Genomic DNA, 20,506 nt, shown 5'->3' on the forward strand with positions numbered 1-20,506 from the left:
CTCCCCGTATTTCGCCGCGTCAAGGACGATCACCCGTCCGGAGCGTGCCGGTCACCCGATGGAACTAGATGCAGCTTGCATTAATTAGCCCTTCTAACTTATTATGTGTATACGCCAACGATCTGCCATCGATCCATGGCCACCGATCTCTCCCTACGCAGTCGAGGAGCGAGCATGACCAACACCACGGGAGGTCCCGCCGAGGGGGACACATTCGACGCCGGCGCGGGCAGCATCCTGCGGCAGCCGAAGGCCGTCTGGGCGACCGCCGGCGCATCCGTCGTCGCGTTCATGGGCATCGGGCTCGTCGACCCGATCCTGCCCTCCATCGCCAAGGGCCTGGACGCCACCCCGAGCCAGGTCTCGCTGCTGTTCACCTCGTACTTCCTGATCACCGCGGTCGCGATGCTGGTGACCGGCTTCGTCTCCAGCCGCATCGGAGGCAAGAAGACCCTGCTGCTCGGCCTCGCGCTCGTCGTGGTCTTCGCGGGGCTCGCGGGCACGTCGGGCTCGGTCGGCGAACTCGTCGGCTTCCGGGCCGGCTGGGGTCTGGGCAACGCGTTGTTCGTCTCCACCGCCCTCGCCGTCATCGTCGGCGCTGCGGCCGGCGGCAGCGCCGCGGCGATCCTGCTCTACGAGTCCGCACTCGGCCTCGGCATGGCGTGCGGGCCACTGCTCGGCGCCCTGCTCGGCAACGCCAGCTGGCGCTACCCCTTCTTCGGCACCGCGTTCCTGATGGCGGTCGGCTTCCTGTGCATCACGGTGTTCCTGAAGGAGCAGCCGAGGCCCGCGAAGAAGACCTCACTGCTCGACCCGATCAAGGCGCTCGGCCACGGCGGCCTCGCCTCGGCGGCCGTGTCGGCGTTCTTCTACAACTACACGTTCTTCACCGTGCTGGCCTTCACCCCGTTCGTGCTGAACATGACCCCCTACAAGTCGGGCGCCGTGTTCTTCTGCTGGGGCCTGCTGCTCGCCGTCTTCTCGGTGATCGTGGCGCCACGGATGCAGGCACGGTTCGGCTCGCTCAAGGTGCTGGGCGGCTCCCTGGTCCTGCTCGCCGCCGACGTGCTCGTGCTCGGGTACGGCGACCACACCGCGGCCGTGGTCTGCACGATCCTGTCGGGCGCCTTCATCGGCGTGAACAACACCGTCTACACCGAGCTGGCGCTCGGCGTGTCGGACGCGCCGCGCCCGGTGGCGAGCGCCGGCTACAACTTCGTCCGGTGGTTCGCGGCCGCGGCCGCGCCCTACTTCGCGCCGAAGATCGAGGAGTGGAGCGACATCCAAATCCCGTTCGTGGTCGCCGCGATCACCGCCGCGATCGGAGCGGTCGTGGTCTTCGTACGCCGGAACGCGCTCTCCCACGAGGCGGAGGAGCTCCAGCCGAAGCACGCCACCGAGGACAGTGTGACCGTGTTCGCCAACTGACTGTTTTCGGCCAGGAAACCGGCCTGGTCTCAGGTCGGCGGAGACGGGGCGAGAAGTACTCAATCCAGCGGAACGGACTTGCGCGAGGGATCGCGCAGGTCCGTTCCGCCGTTCAGCCAGCGTTCCTGAAGGGCCCCGGCGCCGTGCACACGCTTCCACGCGGCCTCGTTCGGCGTCATCGGGAGCAGCGGCAGGAACCGTACGGGATCGGCGGGCGCGTCCAGCTCCAGGTCCTCCACCAGACCACCGGACTCCGCGACCAGGACCGAGGTGAACGGCGCGCCGGGCCACAGCGCCCCGCCCACGTCAAGCGAGGCACCGGGGGCCACGATCAGCCCCTCGACCTGCGGGGACGCGGCGAGCACGGCGAGCGGGCGGAGCACCTTGTCGGTGTCGGCGGCGCCGGGGCGGACCGACAGGACCAGCTCCGCGCGCGGGCCCTTGACCGGGTCGGCGAGGACCGCCGTGGGGTCTGCCATCGGCTGGGCGGACATACCGAGCGTGGCGTAGCGGACGACGTCACCCTCTGTGAAGCGCAGCACTTCGATACGGTCGGTGCCGAGGAAGGTGACCGCGGCCCGGGCGTCGGGTTCGCCCAGCGCGGAGCGCAACCGGGCCTCGACCAAAGGAAGAACATCAGCCATGAGCCGAGCATAGAACTCGTCAGTAACGGGCAAAGCGGCGGCTTGACGCTTCAGTGCGCTGATAGTCTTGGCCGCTGGTCGGGGCAGCACGCAGAAGCGTCGCTCTCAAGCTCCGACGCACTGAGGCTGACTGTCTTCCCCACGGGGGGAGCCAGCTCCCCCACGGGGGATGGATCGTCCCTCACGGGGGACCGACCGGAGGAGGTGGGGCTGCAATGGACCGAAGTCGACCTGGCAGTACCACCCGCTCTTCCGGTCGCTGAAGTTCTGTAGCTGGTTCCAGCCGCTCCCCGGCTCTCGTAGCTCTGTCGGCTGCTTCCTCCTGCAAACGTGTGCATACGTGTCAGCGTTGTCCCGGTGCACCACGGAAGAGCGCTTCGTTTCCGCCTGATCCATCCGATCTGTCTGATCTGAATCAGTAGCGAAGCTGCCACCGCGACGGTGCGGTGCTCCCCGCTTTGTGGACGTGCCAAACATCCGCAGTCAGGACGTCCCCATTCCGGGTAGTTCCAACCGTCGTCGGTCGCCTCCGTTGCGAAGGAGCCCGTCATGTCGATGATTCGTGACCTGCGTGCCGCGGTCCGCCCCCGTCCCTCGCTGCGCAAGGACAGTGGCTCGTACGACCACACCCGCGCCCCCGGGACCAACTCCGCCGTGGTCGACTGCGCCGTCTACCGCGACGGCGCCCGCGTCCAGACCCCCGAGCCGCTGTCGCCCCAGGAGGCGATGCGGCTGGTGCACCGCGACGGGGGTTTCGTGTGGATCGGGCTGCACGAGCCCACGGAGGCCGAATTCGCCGGTATCGCGGGTGAGTTCGGACTGCACCCGCTGGCCGTCGAGGACGCCGTCCAGGCCCACCAGCGGCCCAAGCTGGAGCGCTACGACGACTCCCTGTTCACCGTCTTCAAGACCATCCACTACGTCGAGCACGACGAACTCACCGCCACCAGCGAGATCGTGGAGACCGGCGAGGTCATGTGCTTCACCGGACGGGACTTCTTCATCACCGTCCGGCACGGCGGGCAGGGCTCGCTGCGGGCGCTGCGGCACCGGCTGCAGGACGACCCCGAGCTGCTCGCCAAGGGCCCCTCCGCCGTGCTGCACGCCATCGCCGACCATGTCGTCGACGGGTACATCGCGGTCGCGGACGCCGTGCAGGACGACATCGACGAGGTGGAGACCGAGGTCTTCTCGCCGGGCCGCAAGGGCACCCCGCGCGGCACGGACGCCGGCCGCATCTACCAACTCAAGCGCGAGGTGCTGGAGTTCAAGCGGGCCGTGTCCCCGCTGCTGCGCCCCATGCAGTTGCTCAGCGAGCGCCCGATGCGGCTGATCGACCCGGACATCCAGAAGTACTTCCGCGATGTCGCCGACCACCTCGCCCGTGTCCAGGAGCAGGTCCTCGGCTTCGACGAACTGCTCAACTCCATCCTCCAGGCCAACCTCGCGCAGGCGTCCGTGACGCAGAACGAGGACATGCGCAAGATCACTTCCTGGGCCGCGATCATCGCCGTACCGACGATGGTCTGTGGCGTGTACGGCATGAACTTCGACTACATGCCGGAGCTGCACTGGAAGTTCGGCTACCCGCTGGTGCTGGGCGCCACGGTCGGGATGTGTCTGTCGATCCACCGGATCCTGAAGCGCAACGGCTGGCTCTGAGCGCACCGGGTGACCGCCCGGTGCCCCTGGATAGGCTGGGCCCATGACGGAACAGCTGCTCGACCGGGCCCTCGTCGAGGAGGCCACGAAGAAGTCCGGGCTGATCTGGGTGCGGAGCGGCGGCGTGCGGGCGCACGAGGCGCCGGGCGCCGAGGCGCCCACCCGGGCCCTGTGGCACGTGTGGCACGACGGCGCGGCCTGCCTGGTCGGCGACGGGCCCGGAGAGCAGCCGCTGCCCGGGCTCGTCGACGGGGGCGACGCGGTCGTCGTCGTCCGCAGCAAGGACAAGGGCGGCCGGCTGGTCGCGTGGACCGCGAAGGTGGTCGAACTCGCGCCCGGCTCCCCCGCGTGGGAGGCGACCGTCGCCGAACTCAAGGGCAAGCGTCTGAACGCGCCCGACGGCGAGGAGATGCCGGCCCGCTGGGCCCGCGAGTGCCGGGTGCTGCGCCTGGAGCCCCGGGCGGGCACCCTCCCGCTGCCGGACGGCTCGCTGGCCGCCGCGCCGGTCCCGTCCCCCGCGACCACCCGCCAACCGATCCCGGCCGCCGTACCGCGCCTGCTCTTCAGGAAGCGGGGACGCCGCTAGGGCCTGTCCGGCGGACAGGCCCCAGGGCTACGACGTCGGCAGCTGCTGGCCGTAGTCCACGGTCTCGTCCTTGGCGGGTTCCGCGAGGGCGAAGCTCTTGCCCCAGTCGGTGAGGCTGAGCGTGCCGGCGTCGCCCGCGCGGACCAGGAGCAGCGGGTACGGGGTTCCCTTCAGGGAGACGTCCAGGGTGCCGCCCGCGCCCTTGTCGCCGGTGATACGGATGGTGCGGACGCCGGACTGCTCGTGGTGGCCGTCCGTGGCGAGGGAGCCGTGCAGGGTCAGCAGACCGTCGAGCAGGACGTCCTTGTCCGTGAAGCTGATGAAGCGCTTGTAGGCCGGGTCGCCGCTCGGGACCTTCACGTACTTGCCGTCGAGCTTGTCGGCGGCCGCGGTGTCCGCCGAAGTGGCACCGCTCTTGCCGCCCTGGTGGTTCCAGAACTCGGCGCCGGCCTTGAGGAAGAGATGCCGGCCGACCCGGAGCAGATGGAAACTCGCCCCCTCCGAGGTGACCGAACCGGTGCCGCCGTCGGACTTCAGCCGCATGTCGAGCTTGTACGTGCGCCCGTTCGACACCACGGTCCCGGCGAGTCGTACCGCCTCGGCCGCCGTGGCGGCCTTGCGCGTCTTCGACTGGATCTCGGTGGCGGACAGCTTCCCCACCCCGTTCGTGCCCGCGTCCGGATCCTCACTACTGCACCCCGTCAGCGCCGTCCCCGTCACGACCAGTGCGCACATCACGCCCACCAGTGCGGCCCTGCGGGTACGGCCCTGGGAAATCGCAGTCACAGGTAGGGCTGCCTTTCATACGGGTGTCCATGCGGGTGTCCAAGCGCGTGTCCGTGCGCGTGTCCGTGCGGGTGCCCATGCCGGGGTGGCCGTGCCGGGTGTCCCCAACGGCGTACGGCAGCGTACCGGTGCCGTGCGTGCCCGGCGGAGCCAGTCCGTCCGGACCGCTCACCAGGGCGTATCCGACCGGGACGGGCTAGCCTGAAGCCCACCTGAGCGGACAGGTCGGGACCAAACGCCCGTACGGAGAAAGCCGGCAAGCGTCCGGAGCAACACGCGACGAGAATCACGCGACCAGCGACACGGAAGAAAGAGCAACACGGAAAGAAGGAGGCGCGGGCATGGCCGCAAGCGCCCCCCGGATCTTCGTCTCGCACCTCGCCGGTGTCGCCGTCTTCGACCCCAACGGCGACCAGGTGGGCCGCGTGCGGGACCTGGTCGCCATGCTCCGCGTCGGACGCCGCCCGCCCCGGCTGCTCGGGCTGGTCGTGGAACTCTCCACCCGGCGACGCATCTTCCTGCCCATGACCCGCGTCACCGGCATCGAGTCCGGCCAGGTCATCACCACCGGTGTCCTCAACGTGCGCCGCTTCGAACCGCGGCCCACCGAGCGGCTCGTCTTCGGCGAACTGCTCGACCGGCGGGTCCAGCTCGTCGAGACCCACGAGGAGGTGACCGTGCTCGACGTGTCCGTCCAGCAGCTGCCGGCCCGCCGGGAGTGGGAGATCGGCCGCGTCTTCGTGCGCAAGGGCCGCAGCGGGACCTTTCGGCGCACCAAGGGCGAGACGATGACCGTCGACTGGTCCGCCGTCACCGGGTTCTCGCTGGAGGAGCACGGACAGGGCGCCGAGAGCCTCCTCGCCACCTTCGAGCAGCTGCGCGCCGCCGACCTGGCCAACGTCCTGCACCACCTGTCGCCGAAGCGGCGCGGGGAGGTGGCCGCCGCCCTGAACGACGACCGCCTCGCCGACGTCCTGGAGGAACTCCCCGAGGACGACCAGATCGAGATCCTGGGCAAGCTCAAGGAGGAGCGCGCCGCCGACGTCCTGGAGGCGATGGACCCCGACGACGCGGCCGACCTGCTCGCCGAACTCCCCGAGGACGACGTGGAGCGGCTGCTGACGCTGATGCGGCCCGACGACGCGGCCGACGTACGACGGCTGATGTCGTACGAGGAGCGGACCGCCGGCGGTCTGATGACGACCGAGCCCATCGTGCTGCGGCCCGACGCCACGGTCGCCGACGCGCTCGCCCGGGTCCGCAACCCCGACCTGTCCCCGGCGCTCGCCGCGCAGGTGTACGTGTGCCGCCCGCCGGACGAGACACCGACCGGCAAGTACCTGGGCACGGTGCACTTCCAGCGGCTGCTGCGCGACCCGCCGTACACGCTGGTCAGCTCGATCCTCGATGGCGATCTGCAGGCGCTCGCGCCGGACGCGGCGCTGCCCGTCGTCGCGGGCTTCTTCGCCACGTACGACATGGTCGCGGCGCCCGTCGTCGACGAGAGCGGCTCACTGCTCGGCGCGGTGACCGTGGACGACGTACTGGACCACATGCTGCCGGAGGACTGGCGCGAGACCGAGTTCCACCTGCGCGAGGACGACCCCCAGGACGAACGCCTGGACGAACCTCAGGACGGGCGCCTGCGCGAACTCGAGGACGGCCGCGAGGACGACCGGGGAGACGACCAGGAAGTCGACCAGGAAGACGTGGACGAAGGGGGGCGCGATGGGACCTGACCGCGAGACCCGCGAACGGGCCGCCACCAGGGCGACCGCCACCACCCGGCCCCGCACCCGCCTCGACCAGCCGCTGCCGCCGCGCCGCCGGCTGGTGCCCGAGTGGGACCCGGAGGCCTTCGGGCGGCTCTCGGAGCGGATCGCGCGTTTCCTCGGCACCGGACGGTTCATCGTCTGGATGACGGTCGTCATCATCGTGTGGCTGGTGTGGAACATCGCGGCACCGCGCCATCTGCGCTTCGACCCGTACCCGTTCATCTTCCTGACCCTGATGCTCTCGCTCCAGGCCTCCTACGCCGCCCCGCTGATCCTCCTCGCGCAGAACCGCCAGGACGACCGCGACCGGGTCAACCTCGAACAGGACCGCAAGCAGAACGAGCGCTCGATCGCGGACACCGAGTACCTCACCCGCGAGATCGCCGCCCTGCGCATGGGCCTCGGCGAGGTCGCCACCCGCGACTGGATCCGCTCCGAATTCCAGGACCTGATCAGGGAGCTGGAGGAACACCGCGCCGACGGCCGGGTCGTATTCCCGGCAGAACGGCCGCCACGACGTGACGTAGACGACCGCTGACGGGGCTTTCCGGGCCCCGGGCCCGGCGCCGTACCATCGTCCTATGGCTACGGAAGACGCGGTGCGTGAAGCACTGGCGACGGTGAACGACCCCGAGATCCAGCGACCCATCACCGAGCTGGGGATGGTCAAATCGGTGGAGATCGGTGCGGATGGCGCGGTCGCGGTCACCGTGTATCTGACCGTCTCCGGCTGCCCGATGCGCGAGACCATCACGAAGACCGTGACGGAGGCGGTCTCGGCAGTCGAGGGTGTCACCCGCGTCGACGTGACCCTGGACGTGATGAGCGACGAGCAGCGCAAGGAACTGGCGTCCGCGCTGCGCGGCGGCCAGACCGAGCGCGAGGTGCCCTTCGCCAAGCCGGGCTCACTCACGCGCGTGTACGCGGTCGCCTCCGGCAAGGGCGGTGTCGGCAAGTCCTCGGTGACCGTGAACCTCGCGGCGGCGATGGCGGCCGACGGCCTCAAGGTCGGCGTGGTCGACGCGGACATCTACGGCCACTCGGTGCCCCGCATGCTCGGCGCCGACGGCCGTCCGACCCAGGTCGAGAACATGATCATGCCGCCGTCCGCGCACGGCGTGAAGGTCATCTCCATCGGCATGTTCACCCCGGGCAACGCACCGGTCGTCTGGCGCGGACCGATGCTCCACCGCGCCCTCCAGCAGTTCCTGGCGGACGTCTTCTGGGGCGACCTGGACGTCCTGCTCCTGGACCTCCCGCCGGGCACGGGCGACATCGCGATCTCGGTGGCCCAGCTGGTTCCGAACGCGGAGATCCTGGTCGTCACCACCCCGCAGCAGGCGGCGGCCGAGGTCGCCGAACGGGCCGGCTCCATCGCCGTCCAGACCCACCAGAAGATCGTGGGCGTGGTCGAGAACATGTCGGGCCTGCCGTGCCCGCACTGCGGCGAGATGGTCGACGTCTTCGGCACGGGCGGCGGTCAGAGCGTCGCCGACGGCCTGACCCGCACCACCGGCACGAGCGTTCCCGTCCTCGGCTCCATCCCGATCGACGTCCGCCTCCGCGAGGGCGGCGACGAGGGCAAGCCGGTCGTCCTGACCGACCCGGAGTCCCCCGCGGGCTCCGCCCTGCGCGCCATCGCCGGCAAGCTCGGCGGCCGCCAGCGCGGCCTGTCGGGCATGTCCCTGGGCATCACCCCGAGGAACAAGTTCTAGCCCATTCCCCGGCAGCACGTAGACAGGGGCGCCCCGCTGAGGAGCGCCCCAAAGGGGCGCGGGGAACTGCGCGACCGGCCAGAACCGGCCCGCAGCCGCCGAACGAGCCGAAGTCCCACATCGGCCCGCGTTCCCGTCCCCCCTCCCGGAGGGCAGGGCACCGTCACGCGTACGCCGCGATGTCCTTGATCATGGCGAAGCCCAACCCGTACGCGCTCATCCCCCGCCCGTACGCCCCCACATGGACCCCCTCCCGGGTGGAACCCGCGAGGACCCAGCCGAACTCCAACTCGCGGTAGTGGAACGGCGTGGGGACGCCGTCCACGGGGAGGGACAGCGAGGACCAGTCAGGCCCTTCGAGGTCGTCCGCGAGGACCCACGCCGTCTCGGTCTGCTGGTCCAGCCAGTTGTCCCGCCGGGTGTGGTCCATCTGTCCGGGCCAGGTGAAGGACAGCAGCCCCACACCGGCCAGCCAGGCCGCCGAGGACACCGACGTGGCCTCGAGGAGCCCGGTACCGTCCGCGCTGCGGCGCGAGGGGCTGGCCGCGACGGTCACCACGACCGCGAACCGCTCCTTGTCCTCCGTCGACTCGCTGCGCACCGAGGGCTCTTCCCCGTGCCCGATCGAACCGTGCTCGACGGCACCGTCCGCCGACGTACCGACCTGCATCAGCCAGCGCGGCCCCGTGAAGGCCTCGTCGAGGCCGTACCACGGGAAGGGTGCCAGCAGGTATCCGTCTACCGTGCGGCGGGCGGAGGGGACCTGCTGTCCGTCTTCCGCGGCCGGCGCCTGCGCGCCTACCCGACTTGTCGTCTCCATCTGCCCGGACGCCTCCTTGCTCTCGTCGGACCGGGTGGCCCGCCCCCCTCGGGCGTCCTCAGCGGTCCGCACAACAACTGGGCAGCATAGCCACACCGCTCCGAACAGCAGGGAAAGCACCCGGCGCGTGGGGCGCGCACGCGCCATTTTCAGGCCGTGCCACAAACCTGCGGGTACGGCTCAGGCCGTGTCACACGCCTGCGGATACGACTCAGGTGGCGTCCGCGTCGAAGGGCGGGCGCTCGTCCGGATCGGTCTTCTCGGGCTTCTTGGTCATGTCGATCGAGCCGCCGGAGGAACCGGAGGACGAGGACGGAGAAGACGAGGAGGAGTCCGTGTCGCGGCTGTGGACCGCGTCCGTGACCTCGGCCATCTCCTTCTTCAGGTCGAAGCCGTTGCGGATCTCCTTGAGCCCCAGCTCGTCGTTGTCCAGCTGCTTGCGGATGAACGTCTTGGGGTTGAGGTCCTCGAACTCGAAGTCCTTGAACTCCGGGCCGAGTTCCTCGCGGATGTCCGCCTTGGCGCTCTCCGAGAACTCGCGGATCTTGCGGATGGTGCGGGTGACGTCCTGGATCATCTTCGGGAGCTTTTCCGGACCGAAGACGAGCACGGCAAGGACAACGAGCGTCACCAGCTCGAGCGGTCCTATGTCATTGAACACCTGAAGCTCCTTGCGATGTCCTCAGTCCTCGGCCCTCGGGATTCTTCCGTGGTCCGGGCCGTGTCCACGGTACCCGTCGATCCCGTCCGTCCGGAACTGTCCCGGGGCTTCCGGGTTCGTGTACACGACGAGTTTCCCCGGATGTTCGCCGCTCAGCACGGACTTCGGGGCCCCTCCTGTGAAGTTCATGTCAGTTGCTGTCGAAAGAGGTCAGCCGCCGCTCGCGGAGCCGAGGACCAGGGTGACCGTCCGCTGCGAGCCGCCCCGCCGGAGGGTAAGCCGGAGCCTGTCGCCTGGACGGTGGGCGCGTGTCTTCACGATCAGCTCCTCACCGGAGTGGACGCGCTCTCCGTCGACCTCGGTGATGACGTCGCCGGCCTTGATGCCCGCCTTGGCCCCGGGGCCACCCGCGGTGACCGGCGCGCCGCCGCCCTTCGTCCCGACCCGGGCACCGTCGCCCGTGTAGTCCATGTCGAGCATGACCCCGATCACCGGGTGGGTCGCCCGGCCGGTGTTGATCAGCTCCTCGGCGACGCGCCTGGCCTGGTTGACGGGGATGGCGAAGCCGAGCCCGATGGAACCGGCCTGGCCGCCCTGGAGGTCGGTGCCGCCGTCGGCGGAGCGGATGGCGCTGTTGATGCCGATGACGCGGGCCCGCGTGTCGAGGAGGGGGCCGCCGGAATTGCCGGGGTTGATGGGCGCGTCGGTCTGCAGCGCGTCGACGTACGAGACGTCGCTCCCGTCGCCCTTCTCGCCACCCGCCGTGATGGGCCGCTCCTTGGCGCTGATGATCCCGGAGGTGACGGTGTTGGCGAGGTCGAAGGGCGCGCCGATGGCGATGACGGGGTCGCCCACCTGGACGCTGTCGGAGTTGCCCAGCGCCATGGGCCGCAGCCCGCCGACTCCCGACACCTTGACCACGGCGAGGTCGTAGCCGCTGTCGCGTCCGACGACGGTGGCCTTGGCGCTCTCGCCGCCGCTGAACGTCACGGTTATCTCGCCGCCGCTGCCGGCCGGCTCGACCACGTGGTTGTTGGTGAGGATGTGACCCCGGGTGTCGAGCACGAACCCGGTGCCGGTGTCCGCTTCGCCGGAGCCGCGCACATGCAGGGTGACCACGCTGGGCAGCGCGCGGGCCGCTATCCCGGCCACGCTGTCCGTGGGCCGCCCGGGCGCCTCCTTGGCGGCCTGCGGCAGCGTGACGTCACCGACCCCGCCGTTGCGCTCCAGATAGGCCCCTACGGCGCCTCCGACGCCTCCGGAGACGAGGGCGAGCGCCACGGCCCCGAGGACCAGCGCCTTCCTCGCCCGCTTGCGCCGCTGGGTCTTCGTCTCGACAGCCGCCCCGTTCTGCTGGAGCGGTCCCGGGGCGGCCCAGGGGTCGTAGTTCTGCCACGGGGCGGGGGCCGCCGGGTGGGGGTTGCTCGGGTACGGGGCCGGGAGCGGCGCCGGAGCCGGAAGCGGGGGCGGGCCCGGGGGCATGGCGGTGCCGTGCGCGGGGGTGGCCGCCGGGTGCTGGACGGGCGGGGCGGGCGCCCAGGGGCCCGGCTCGCCGTACGGCGGGGTGCTGTAGGGGTCGGGGTCGTGCAGGGGCCGGGGACGGTCTTCGGGGGCCTGCCGCACCGGTACGGCGGCGACCGGGGCCCTGCTCGCGGGCACGGGGTCGGAGGGACCCCCGACCGCCTCCGCATCCGGCGCGCTTCCCTGAAGAGCCACGGCAGGACGCTCCAACTCGAAGTCACCGCCGCCGACACCACTCCCGGCACCGGGCCCCGCCGGTGCGACGTACGGCGAAGCCGCACCGACCGCACCGACCGCACCGGCCACACCTGTCGGAGCCGTGGCCGTCGCCGGCCGGTCCAGTTCGTAGTCCCCGTCGGACTGGTAGTCCCTCTCGGACTGGTGGTCCCCGTCGGAGTGGTGGTTCGCGTCGGAGTCGCGGTCCGCCTCGGGTCCGGAGATGTCCTCGACCGGACCCACCTCGCCGACCCCCGGAGGGACCGGGCGGGGCCGACTCCACCACTTCGCCTTCGTGGGCTTCCCCTCGTTCATGCTCTCCCCACACCTGGCCCGCGGCACAACACGCCGACGGTCACCGCAGATTGCCGACTCCGCGTCCGGGAATCCCTCCGGCGGACGCGGCCCACCCTGGATTCAACCAGGTTCCGGGGCCGGGGCGCAGAGGGCCGGTCAGTGGGCGGTACGGGAGGAGGGGGACGGGGAGGAAGAGGGGGACGGGGTGGTGGCCGGGGCGGCGAGCAGGCGCGGAGGCGTGAGGCCGGGCGGCGTCGACCAGGAGGTCTGCGCGATCGGCTGGGCCTCGGTGAGCGGATGTATGAGCGGGGACATCACGGCGGCACCGGCCACCACGGGGGTGGTCAGCGTGTGCATGACGTCGTCTGCCCGGGTCACCGGAGCGGGGACTCCGGGGAGCAGGGGCGCGGACACCGAGGTCGGCACCGCGGGCGCCACGCCGAGCGAACGCTCGCCCTGGGCGAGCAGCGGCCCGTCGGAGCGGCGACGCTGTGTCTCGGGAGCCGTCGCGGGCCCCGAGCCCGGCGTACGCGCCGGCGTCACATTGCTACCGCCGGAGCCGCCACGCGCGTCCGTGGTGTCGGCCGGCACTCCGGTCGACACCCCGCCGAGCGCGACCGCCGCCAGCGACACCGCACCGGCGGCGGCGAAGGCGAAGCGCAGCCCGCGCGAGGCCGATCGGTCGGTCTCGTGACGGCTGACGTCATGGATGCGGAAGCCGCGCCCGGAGGCGGGCGGCAGCACGTCGCCGTGCGGCGCGGCGGGCACGTACCCGAAGGGCTCTCCGCGCACTCCGAAGACGCCGGTCACCGGGGCGCCGGAGGGGAGTCTTCCGCCGAATCCGCCCCCGCCGAACGGTGAGCCATCACCGCCGTCGAAGTCACCTCCCCCGGGCAGTCCCTGGAGACGGGCCAGGAAGCTCTCGGAGGGGGGCGGAGGGGCGACTTCCGCGAAGACGTTCTTCAGTCGGCGCTGGGCGTCCGCCTCGGCCTTGCACTTAGCGCAGGTGACGAGGTGGGCCAGGACGCGATCGCGCGACTCATGACCGAGCTCTCCGTCCACCAGGGCGGAGAGTCGGTCCCCAAGATGCTGGTCGGCAACACGCCGCTCCGTAGAGTTGGGCTGGGATCCACTCACGCGGTCGCGCCCCCTCCTCCCAGCGCGGGAACTCCCGTGATCGCGAAGCCGCGGCGCTCGGCACGGGCCTCGGGAGACCGGTGTGCGAGGGCCTTGCGCAGCTGCGAACGGCCACGGTGGATCCGACTGCGGACCGTACCGAGCTTGACGCCCAGGGTCGCGGCGATCTCCTCGTACGAAAGTCCCTCGATGTCGCAGAGGACGACGGCGGCGCGGAACTCGGGCGCGAGGGTGTCCAGCGCCTGCTGGACGTCCGCGTCGAAGTGCGCGTCGTTGAAGACCTGCTGCGGGGAGGGCTCGCGGCTGGGCAGGCGCTCGGCCGCGTCGTCACCGAGGGCGTCGAAGCGGATGCGCTGCTTGCGGCGCACCATGTCGAGGAAGAGGTTCGTGGTGATGCGGTGCAGCCAGCCCTCGAAGGTGCCGGGCGTGTAGGTCGACAGGGAGCGGAAGACGCGGACGAAGACTTCCTGGGTGAGGTCCTCGGCGTCGTGCTGGTTGCCCGTCAGGCGGTAGGCGAGCCGGTAGACCCGGCCGCTGTGCGTGCTGACGATCTCCTCCCAGGTGGGCGGAGTCCACGCCTGCGACTCCGCGTCGGTGGTGAACGTCGCGGTCTGCGCCGGGGCAGCAGCATGGAACTTGTCAGCGATGTCGGTCACGGATTTCGGCTCACCCGCCGATCTGAGAAGGCGCCGCAGCACCCCGCCCCGATCCACAGGCGCAGCCGCACCTCCCCTGTCGGCTCTGGTGGTGTCCAGTGGAGCCCCTACCATAGCCACCTCGCCCGTTAGCTCCGGATAAGCGGTTTTACGAGAATTTGATACGTGCTCATATGCCTGCGTCAGCATGTGGTCGCCACCCCGCTCCACGGCCCGCTCCGCGCACTGTTCCATCGACTTCCCCCCCGCTCTGTTTCCGCACCCCTCTAAACGCCTGGTCCCATCTGCGGGTTCCCGGCACCAACGGATACAGTCACGCCCAGGCAACCACGGGGACAGGGAGAGGGTCATTACCGGCAACCGGCAGACGAGCTGGGCGTTCGCCGACGCCTTTGTCGCCGAGGACGAAGCGCTGCGCTGGGCCCGCGACCGGGCCCACGAGGCAGGGCTGCGCCCGGTGTCGCCCGGCACGGGCGCCGCGCTGCGGTTGCTCGCCGCCACCGTGGACGCGAAAGCGGTGGCGGAGATCGGGACCGGGACCGGCGTCTCCGGAATTCATCTGCTGCACGGCATGCGGCCGGACGGGGTACTGACCACCGTCGATCCGGAACCGGACCGCCAGCAGTTCGCCCGCCAGGCCTTCCGCGCGGCCGGCTTCGCCAGCAACCGCGCCCGCTTCATCCCCGGCCGCGCGCTGGACGTCCTGCCCCGGCTCGCGGACGCCGGCTACGACCTCGTCTTCTGCGACGGCGACCGTCTGGAGTGCCTGGACTACCTCGCTGAATCGTTGCGCCTGCTGCGTCCGGGCGGGCTGGTCGTCTTCGAGGGGGTCTTCGCCGACGGCCGCACGGTCGAATCGGGCCCGCAGCCCGCCGAGGTCGGCCGGCTGCGCGAACTGCTGCGCGCGGTGCGCGAGAGCCAGGACCTGGTGCCTTCGCTGCTGCCGGTGGGCGACGGGTTGCTGTGCGGGGTCAAGCGCTGACCGCACGCTCGGCCTCGTACCGCAGTTCATCCCTGACCTGCGTCGATACGCACGGGCACACCGCTGTCGCACTCCAGGAAAACCACTGCCCCGGCACCGAATACGGTGCCGGGGCAGCTGAAAGGTATGGTCGCGTTCCGCGTCAGCCGACGACCTTCTTGAGGGCGTCGCCGAGCGCGTCGGCCTCGTCAGGGGTCAGCTCGACGACGAGCCGACCGCCGCCTTCGAGCGGAACGCGCATGACGATGCCCCGCCCCTCCTTGGTCACCTCGAGCGGGCCATCGCCCGTCCGCGGCTTCATGGCCGCCATGCTCGTTCCCCTTCCTGAAACCAGCTCATCGTCGCCGACGGCCCCTTGAAGGGCACGCACGTCCCCTCATAGGACACACGTCACCGGCATCGAACACATTGCTTCCAGGCCATTATCCCGCATCTCAGGACCCGATGACCAACATCAGTCGGCATCGCTTGCGCAACGCGCTTGAGCAAAACCACTCAATTCGGCGGTGTGACTGCGATACTGCGCCGCTGCATCGACTTCCACGGCGCGGAATTCTTTGACGCAGGTCACATGTCCTGTGCACGCCCCGGACCGTGACCTCCGCCATGCTGTCCTGCATGCTGTCCTCGCACGCAGGACGTACCGACCGGTACGTCGGAGCCGCGACACCGGAGGAGACCCACCATGGCCGACACCGTGCTCTACGAGGTGAGCGACGGGCTCGCGACGATCACGCTGAACCGCCCCGAGGCGATGAACGCGATGAACACCGAGACCAAGGTCGCCCTCCGGGACGCGGCCCAGGCCGCCGCGGCGGACGGCGGTGTACGGGCGATCCTGCTCACCGCCGCAGGTGACCGGGCGTTCTGCGTCGGGCAGGACCTCAAGGAGCACATCGGGCTGCTGGCCGCTGACAAGGAGTCGGGGTCGCGGCACACGATGAGCACCGTGCGCGAGCACTACAACCCGATCGTGCGCGCCCTGACCGGGGCCCCGAAGCCCGTGGTGGCCGCGGTGAACGGCGTCGCCGCGGGGGCCGGCTTCGGCTTCGCCCTCTGCGCGGACTACCGGATCGTCGCCGACACCGCCGCCTTCAACACGTCCTTCGCGGGGGTCGCGCTGACCGCCGACTCGGGCATGTCATGGACCCTGCCGCGGGTGATCGGACCGGGCCGCGCCGCCGATCTGCTGCTCTTCCCGCGCAGCATCACCGCGCAGGAGGCCTTCGAGCTCGGGATCGCCAACCGGCTCGTCCCGTCGTCCGAGCTGCGCGGCGAGGCGGAGAAGGTGGCGCGGGCGCTGGCGGCGGGGCCGACGGTCGCGTACGCCGCGCTGAAGGAGTCCGTGGCGTACGGGCTCACTCACTCTCTGGACGAGACGCTGGAGAAGGAGGACGAGCTGCAGGCGCGGGCCGGGGCGTCCGAGGACCATGTGATCGCGGTGCAGGCGTTCGTCAACAAGGAGAAGCCGAAGTACTTGGGGCGGTGACGCTTCGCCGGATTCGGCGGTCGGTACGGGAACTGCGGGCCGTCTGTGGCTGGTCGCGCAGTTCCCCGCGCCCCTTAAGAAGCGCTCCTGGCCGCGCAATCCTCCAAGTGGTCGTTCACCAGGCCGCACGCCTGCATGAGCGCGTACGCCGTGGTCGGGCCCACGAAGCGGATGCCGCGCTTCTTGAGGGTCTTGGAGAGAGCGGTCGATTCGTCGGTGACGGCCGGGACGTCGGCCAGCCGCTTCGGGGCCGGGCGGGCGGCCGGGTCGGGGGCGAAGGACCAGATCAGCTCGTCCAGCTCGCCCGGCGCCCAGTCGGCCAGCACGCGCGCGTTGGCGACGGTCGCCTCGATCTTGGCGCGGTTGCGGATGATGCCCGGGTCGCCGAGGAGGCGCTCCTTGTCGGCGTCCGTGAACGCGGCCACCGAGGCGATCTCGAAGTCGGCGAAGGCGGCACGGAAACCCGGCCGGCGGCGCAGGATCGTGATCCAGGACAGGCCCGACTGAAAGGCCTCCAGGCAGAGCCGCTCGTACAGCGCGTCGTCGCCGTGGACCGGGCGGCCCCACTCCTTGTCGTGGTACGAGACGTAGTCCTCGGTGGACAGGGCCCAGGGGCAGCGCAGCGCGCCGTCGGGCCCGGCGAGCGCGTCGCTCACTGCTGCTCCCCCTCGGCCGGCTTGCGCAGCGACATGGTCGCGGTGGCGCGGGCGCCGGCCAGCGCGGCCTCCAGGTCGGCGATCCTGGCGTCCCGCTCGGCGAGCTCGGCGCCGAGCCGGCCGAGGGCGTCGTCCACGTCCGCCATGCGGTAGCCGCGGGCGGCGAGCGGGAAGCGCACGGACTCCACGTCCGCGCGGTTCACCGGCCGGTCCTGGGGCAGCGGGTCCACCAGCCGATCGGGCTCGGCGTCGGGAAGGGGGGCGCTCTCGCCGCCGCCCACCACGGACAGTGTCACCGCGGCGACCACGACGGCGAGCGCGACGACCAGGAACAAGAACATGAACATCGCTGAGGTCCCCACGCTCTGGTGCCGACGCGTTGGGCGCCGACGCGAAAGTACTGAAGCTACTGAAAAATGTCTGACGAGTGCCGAAGCGGTCCGGCGCTGAAAGTGTCAGGGTCCGATCGTGCCATGCGAGTCTGACAGTTAAGGTCGCAGGCGGCTAAGCAGCGGGACTTATAGGAGAGGTCACAGGGGATGCTCAGGCTGGGCAGGCACGAATTCGACCCGCACGAGCCGGTGATCATGGCCATCGTGAACCGGACCCCTGACTCCTTCTACGACCAGGGAGCCACCTTCCGCGACGAGCCCGCGCTCGCGCGTGTGGACCAGGCGGTGGCCGAGGGCGCCGCCATCATCGACATCGGAGGCGTCAAGGCCGGGCCCGGGGAAGAGGTGACCGCCGAGGAGGAGGCGCGCCGTACGGTCGGTTTCGTCGCCGAGGTGCGGCGACGGTTCCCGGACGTGATCATCAGCGTCGACACCTGGCGGCACGAGGTCGGGGAGGCGGTCTGCGAGGCGGGAGCGGATCTGCTCAACGACGCGTGGGGTGGCGTGGATCCACGCCTCGCGGAGGTGGCCGCGCGGTACGGGGTGGGGCTGGTGTGCACCCATGCCGGGGGCGCCGAGCCTCGTACGCGGCCGCATCGGATCGCCTACGACGACGTCATGGCCGACATTCTGCGGGTGACCGTGGGGCTGGCCGAGCGGGCGGTGGCCCTGGGCGTGCCCCGGGAGTCGGTGTTGATCGACCCCGGGCACGACTTCGGGAAGAACACGCGGCACAGCCTGGAGGCGACTCGGCGGCTGGGCGAGATGGTGGAGACGGGGTGGCCCGTGCTGGTCTCCCTCTCCAACAAGGACTTCGTCGGGGAGACGCTCGACAAGCCGGTGAAGGAGCGGGTGGTGGGGACGTTGGCCACGACGGCGGTGTCGGCGTGGCTGGGGGCGCAGGTGTACCGCGTGCACGAGGTCGCCGAGACACGTCAGGTCCTGGACATGGTGGCGTCGATCGCGGGCCACCGCCCACCGACGGTGGCCCGCCGGGGTCTGGCGTAGACCTTCCTCGCCCCCACCGGTCGCGCAGTTCCCCGCGCCCCTTGCGGGGCCGCTCCGCTAGCGGCCCGCCTCCTTGGAGACCAGGGCCACCGCTTCGTCCACCTCGTCCGTGAGGTGGAAGAGGAGGAGGTCCTTCTCGGAGGCCTTGCCCTGGGCGATCAGGGTGTTCTTGAGCCAGTCGACGAGACCGCCCCAGTACGCCGTGCCGAACAGGACGATCGGGAAGCGGGTGACCTTCTGGGTCTGGACGAGGGTGAGGGCCTCGAAGAATTCGTCGAGGGTGCCGAGGCCGCCGGGCAGGACCACGAAGCCCTGGGCGTACTTGACGAACATCATCTTGCGGACGAAGAAGTACCGGAAGTTGAGGCCGATGTCGACGTAGGGGTTGAGGCCCTGTTCGAAGGGGAGCTCGATGCCCAGACCGACCGAGATGCCCTTGGCCTCGCAGGCGCCCTTGTTGGCGGCTTCCATCGCGCCGGGCCCGCCGCCCGTGATGACGGCGAAGCCGGCTTCGACCAGGCCTCGGCCGAGCGCGACTCCCGCCTCGTACTCGGGCGAGTCCACCGGCGTACGCGCGGAGCCGAAGACGCTGATCGCGGGCGGGAGTTCGGCGAGCGTGCCGAAGCCTTCGATGAACTCCGACTGGATGCGCAGGACCCGCCAGGGGTCGGTGTGCACCCAGTCGGAGGGGCCGCCCGCGTCGAGCAGCCGCTGGTCCGTGGTGCTCGCCTGCACCTGGCCCCGCCTGCGCAGGACCGGCCCCAGCCGCTGCTCCTCCGGTGGCTGCTTCTTGCCCTCGGGGTTGCCAGTAGCCATGTGCGCTCCCTCCGCTTGCAAGTGGTTCAGCCCCAGCGTAGATCTACGCGGGTTACGGAGGGGGGACATGCGCATGTCCGCCGTGCACCGCGAAGGTTCGGGCGGCCCCTCAGGCCGTCAGCCAGGCGCGCAGGCGCTCCTCGGCCTCGGGGATCTCCGACGCCCGCACCCGCTCGTCCACCTTGTGGGCGAGGAGCGGCGCGCCGGGCCCGTAGTTCACCGCGGGCACCCCGAGCGCGCTGAAGCGGGCGACGTCCGTCCAGCCGAACTTGGGGCGGGCCTCGCCGCCGACGGCCGCCAGGAAGGCCGCGGCGGCCGGGTGCGTCAGGCCGGGCCGGGCCCCGCCGGTGTGGTCGTCGACGATGAACTCGTCGATGTCGCAGTCGGCGAAGAAGTCACGCACGAAGGCCTCGGCCTCCGCCTCGCTGCGGTCGGGCGCGTAGCGGAAGTTGACGACGACGGTGCAGGTGTCGGGGATGACGTTGGTGGCCACGCCCCCTTCGATGCGGACGGCGTTGAGGCCTTCGTGGAACCGGAGGCCGTCCACGACCGGCGTGCGCGGCTCGTAGGCGGCGAGCTTGGCGAGGATCGGGGCCGCCGCGTGGATCGCGTTGGAGCCCATCCACGCGCGCGCGGAGTGGGCACGCTCCCCCTTGGTCTTCAGGAGCACCCGGAGCGTGCCCTGGCAGCCGCCCTCCACCTGGCCGTCCGTCGGCTCCAGGAGGATCGCGAAGTCGCCCGCCAGCCAGTCGGGGTGGGCCTCGGCGACGTGCTTCAGGCCGTTCAGGTGGGCGGCGACCTCTTCGTTGTCGTAGAACACGAAGGTGAGGTCGCGGTTGGGTGCGGGGACCGTGGCCGCGATGCGCAGCTGTACGGCGACGCCGGACTTCATGTCGCAGGTGCCGCAGCCCCACAGGACGCCGTCCTCGTCGAGGCGCGAGGGCACGTTGCCGGCGATGGGGACCGTGTCGATGTGGCCGGCGAGGATCACGCGCTCGGCCCGCTGCAGGTTCGTACGCGCCACGACGTTGTTGCCGTACCGGTCGACCGTCAGATGCGGCAGGGCGCGCAGCGCGGCCTCGACGGCGTCCGCGAGCGGCTTCTCGTTGCCGCTCTCCGAGGGGAAGTCGACGAGCCGCGCGGTGAGCTCGGCGGCGTCCAGCGTGAGGTCAAGGGTGGTGTCGGCCATGCCCTCGACCCTAGCGCCCCCTGCTCGGCGCTCTGCCGCACACGGATTGTCCACAACCCCATACGTCGCC

At 70.8% G+C, this 20,506-nt stretch carries 21 protein-coding genes; 9 read left to right on the plus strand and 12 right to left on the minus strand.

Annotated features, from left to right (window positions below; all coding sequences use genetic code 11):
- Positions 1-174 precede the first annotated feature (174 nt).
- Positions 175-1,428: an MFS transporter gene (locus tag KVT44_RS20485; protein ID WP_217568065.1), complete on the plus strand. Its 1,254-nt coding sequence runs from the start codon at positions 175-177 to the stop codon at positions 1,426-1,428.
- A gap of 59 nt (positions 1,429-1,487) precedes the next feature.
- On the opposite strand, the gene KVT44_RS20490 is transcribed toward KVT44_RS20485, so the two are convergent.
- Positions 1,488-2,072, minus strand: coding sequence for a suppressor of fused domain protein (locus KVT44_RS20490; RefSeq protein WP_075028794.1), 585 nt, complete (start codon positions 2,070-2,072; stop codon positions 1,488-1,490).
- Positions 2,073-2,621: 549 nt separating this feature from the next.
- Here KVT44_RS20490 and KVT44_RS20495 point away from each other — a divergent pair.
- Together KVT44_RS20495 and KVT44_RS20500 are read left to right on the plus strand one after the other, a co-directional pair.
- A complete protein-coding gene (locus tag KVT44_RS20495) occupies positions 2,622-3,734 on the plus strand; it encodes a magnesium and cobalt transport protein CorA (RefSeq protein ID WP_099920773.1) in 1,113 nt (370 codons plus the stop codon).
- Between the two features lie 43 nt (positions 3,735-3,777).
- Positions 3,778-4,320 (plus strand): hypothetical protein, encoded by a 543-nt coding sequence (locus tag KVT44_RS20500; RefSeq protein WP_190172302.1) that lies wholly within the window; start codon positions 3,778-3,780, stop codon positions 4,318-4,320.
- Positions 4,321-4,347: 27 nt separating this feature from the next.
- On the opposite strand, the gene KVT44_RS20505 is transcribed toward KVT44_RS20500, so the two are convergent.
- The gene (locus KVT44_RS20505) at positions 4,348-5,106 is read right to left on the minus strand and encodes a hypothetical protein (RefSeq protein WP_308314054.1); all 759 of its coding nucleotides are present in this window, start codon (positions 5,104-5,106) and stop codon (positions 4,348-4,350) included.
- Between the two features lie 341 nt (positions 5,107-5,447).
- On the opposite strand from KVT44_RS20505, the gene KVT44_RS20510 reads away from it, so the two are divergent.
- From KVT44_RS20510 to KVT44_RS20520, 3 genes are read left to right on the plus strand one after another with little or no spacing between them, the layout of a single operon-like run.
- Positions 5,448-6,845 (plus strand): CBS domain-containing protein, encoded by a 1,398-nt coding sequence (locus KVT44_RS20510; protein ID WP_217568066.1) that lies wholly within the window; start codon positions 5,448-5,450, stop codon positions 6,843-6,845.
- A complete protein-coding gene (locus KVT44_RS20515; protein WP_217568067.1) occupies positions 6,835-7,419 on the plus strand; it encodes a DUF1003 domain-containing protein in 585 nt (194 codons plus the stop codon). The genes KVT44_RS20510 and KVT44_RS20515 overlap by 11 nt, the downstream gene beginning before the upstream one ends.
- A 43-nt stretch (positions 7,420-7,462) precedes the next feature.
- A complete protein-coding gene (locus KVT44_RS20520) occupies positions 7,463-8,596 on the plus strand; it encodes an Mrp/NBP35 family ATP-binding protein (protein ID WP_217568068.1) in 1,134 nt (377 codons plus the stop codon).
- A gap of 163 nt (positions 8,597-8,759) precedes the next feature.
- On the opposite strand, the gene KVT44_RS20525 is transcribed toward KVT44_RS20520, so the two are convergent.
- From KVT44_RS20525 to sigE, 5 genes are all read right to left on the minus strand, one after another.
- A complete protein-coding gene (locus KVT44_RS20525; RefSeq protein WP_180292874.1) occupies positions 8,760-9,416 on the minus strand; it encodes a hypothetical protein in 657 nt (218 codons plus the stop codon).
- 211 nt (positions 9,417-9,627) lie between these two features.
- The gene (locus KVT44_RS20530; RefSeq protein ID WP_067368492.1) at positions 9,628-10,077 is read right to left on the minus strand and encodes a sec-independent translocase; all 450 of its coding nucleotides are present in this window, start codon (positions 10,075-10,077) and stop codon (positions 9,628-9,630) included.
- Positions 10,078-10,287: 210 nt separating this feature from the next.
- Entirely contained in the window at positions 10,288-12,129 is a 1,842-nt protein-coding gene (locus KVT44_RS20535) for a trypsin-like peptidase domain-containing protein (protein WP_217568069.1), read from the minus strand.
- A gap of 138 nt (positions 12,130-12,267) precedes the next feature.
- Positions 12,268-13,248 (minus strand): anti-sigma factor, encoded by a 981-nt coding sequence (locus KVT44_RS20540; RefSeq protein WP_075028784.1) that lies wholly within the window; start codon positions 13,246-13,248, stop codon positions 12,268-12,270.
- Entirely contained in the window at positions 13,245-13,946 is a 702-nt protein-coding gene (gene sigE, locus KVT44_RS20545; RefSeq protein WP_054228218.1) for an RNA polymerase sigma factor SigE, read from the minus strand. Before sigE ends, KVT44_RS20540 begins: the two co-directional genes overlap by 4 nt.
- Positions 13,947-14,211: 265 nt before the next feature.
- Here sigE and KVT44_RS20550 point away from each other — a divergent pair, with 265 nt between their 5' ends.
- Positions 14,212-14,886 (plus strand): O-methyltransferase, encoded by a 675-nt coding sequence (locus KVT44_RS20550; RefSeq protein WP_306459639.1) that lies wholly within the window; start codon positions 14,212-14,214, stop codon positions 14,884-14,886.
- A gap of 142 nt (positions 14,887-15,028) precedes the next feature.
- Here KVT44_RS20550 and KVT44_RS20555 read toward each other — a convergent pair whose 3' ends face one another.
- Entirely contained in the window at positions 15,029-15,196 is a 168-nt protein-coding gene (locus KVT44_RS20555; RefSeq protein WP_003966491.1) for a DUF3117 domain-containing protein, read from the minus strand.
- Between the two features lie 375 nt (positions 15,197-15,571).
- On the opposite strand from KVT44_RS20555, the gene KVT44_RS20560 reads away from it, so the two are divergent.
- Positions 15,572-16,375, plus strand: coding sequence for an enoyl-CoA hydratase/isomerase family protein (locus KVT44_RS20560; RefSeq protein ID WP_054228220.1), 804 nt, complete (start codon positions 15,572-15,574; stop codon positions 16,373-16,375).
- A 74-nt stretch (positions 16,376-16,449) separates the two neighbouring features.
- Here KVT44_RS20560 and KVT44_RS20565 read toward each other — a convergent pair whose 3' ends face one another.
- Together KVT44_RS20565 and KVT44_RS20570 are read right to left on the minus strand one after the other, a co-directional pair.
- Positions 16,450-17,031 carry a DNA-3-methyladenine glycosylase I gene (locus KVT44_RS20565; protein ID WP_217568070.1) on the minus strand — a complete coding sequence of 194 codons (582 nt, stop codon included), beginning with the start codon at positions 17,029-17,031 and terminating at the stop codon, positions 16,450-16,452.
- Positions 17,028-17,378, minus strand: coding sequence for a DivIVA domain-containing protein (locus KVT44_RS20570; protein WP_054228222.1), 351 nt, complete (start codon positions 17,376-17,378; stop codon positions 17,028-17,030). The genes KVT44_RS20565 and KVT44_RS20570 overlap by 4 nt, the downstream gene beginning before the upstream one ends.
- A 192-nt stretch (positions 17,379-17,570) precedes the next feature.
- Between KVT44_RS20570 and folP the strand changes: the two genes are divergently transcribed.
- On the plus strand, positions 17,571-18,431 hold the full coding sequence (folP, locus tag KVT44_RS20575) for a dihydropteroate synthase (RefSeq protein ID WP_217568071.1): 861 nt from the start codon (positions 17,571-17,573) through the stop codon (positions 18,429-18,431).
- A gap of 57 nt (positions 18,432-18,488) precedes the next feature.
- Here the strand turns inward: folP and KVT44_RS20580 are convergent, their stop codons facing one another.
- Both KVT44_RS20580 and dapE read right to left on the minus strand, forming a co-directional pair.
- Complete coding sequence (locus KVT44_RS20580) at positions 18,489-19,247, minus strand: TIGR00730 family Rossman fold protein (RefSeq protein ID WP_067368476.1); 759 nt, start codon at positions 19,245-19,247, stop codon at positions 18,489-18,491.
- A gap of 109 nt (positions 19,248-19,356) precedes the next feature.
- Positions 19,357-20,436 carry a succinyl-diaminopimelate desuccinylase gene (dapE, locus tag KVT44_RS20585; RefSeq protein ID WP_217568072.1) on the minus strand — a complete coding sequence of 360 codons (1,080 nt, stop codon included), beginning with the start codon at positions 20,434-20,436 and terminating at the stop codon, positions 19,357-19,359.
- Positions 20,437-20,506: the final 70 nt, after the last annotated feature.

This window comes from Streptomyces sp. GbtcB7, from assembly GCF_019091445.1.
In the GTDB taxonomy this organism is placed as follows: domain Bacteria; phylum Actinomycetota; class Actinomycetes; order Streptomycetales; family Streptomycetaceae; genus Streptomyces; species Streptomyces mirabilis.

Excerpts from the sequence above, each read along its gene's own strand:
- KVT44_RS20495 (WP_099920773.1), top strand. The coding sequence starts at position 2,622 with ATGTCGATGATTCGTGACCTGCGTGCCGCGGTCCGCCCCCGTCCCTCG.
- KVT44_RS20515 (WP_217568067.1), top strand. The coding sequence starts at position 6,835 with ATGGGACCTGACCGCGAGACCCGCGAACGGGCCGCCACCAGGGCGACC.
- KVT44_RS20510 (WP_217568066.1), top strand. The coding sequence starts at position 5,448 with ATGGCCGCAAGCGCCCCCCGGATCTTCGTCTCGCACCTCGCCGGTGTC.
- KVT44_RS20485 (WP_217568065.1), top strand. The coding sequence starts at position 175 with ATGACCAACACCACGGGAGGTCCCGCCGAGGGGGACACATTCGACGCC.
- KVT44_RS20525 (WP_180292874.1), bottom strand. The coding sequence starts at position 9,416 with ATGGAGACGACAAGTCGGGTAGGCGCGCAGGCGCCGGCCGCGGAAGAC.
- dapE (WP_217568072.1), bottom strand. The coding sequence starts at position 20,436 with ATGGCCGACACCACCCTTGACCTCACGCTGGACGCCGCCGAGCTCACC.
- KVT44_RS20560 (WP_054228220.1), top strand. The coding sequence starts at position 15,572 with ATGGCCGACACCGTGCTCTACGAGGTGAGCGACGGGCTCGCGACGATC.
- KVT44_RS20555 (WP_003966491.1), bottom strand. The coding sequence starts at position 15,196 with ATGGCGGCCATGAAGCCGCGGACGGGCGATGGCCCGCTCGAGGTGACC.
- KVT44_RS20520 (WP_217568068.1), top strand. The coding sequence starts at position 7,463 with ATGGCTACGGAAGACGCGGTGCGTGAAGCACTGGCGACGGTGAACGAC.
- KVT44_RS20490 (WP_075028794.1), bottom strand. The coding sequence starts at position 2,072 with ATGGCTGATGTTCTTCCTTTGGTCGAGGCCCGGTTGCGCTCCGCGCTG.
- KVT44_RS20500 (WP_190172302.1), top strand. The coding sequence starts at position 3,778 with ATGACGGAACAGCTGCTCGACCGGGCCCTCGTCGAGGAGGCCACGAAG.
- KVT44_RS20570 (WP_054228222.1), bottom strand. The coding sequence starts at position 17,378 with ATGTTCATGTTCTTGTTCCTGGTCGTCGCGCTCGCCGTCGTGGTCGCC.
- KVT44_RS20580 (WP_067368476.1), bottom strand. The coding sequence starts at position 19,247 with ATGGCTACTGGCAACCCCGAGGGCAAGAAGCAGCCACCGGAGGAGCAG.
- folP (WP_217568071.1), top strand. The coding sequence starts at position 17,571 with ATGCTCAGGCTGGGCAGGCACGAATTCGACCCGCACGAGCCGGTGATC.
- KVT44_RS20535 (WP_217568069.1), bottom strand. The coding sequence starts at position 12,129 with ATGAACGAGGGGAAGCCCACGAAGGCGAAGTGGTGGAGTCGGCCCCGC.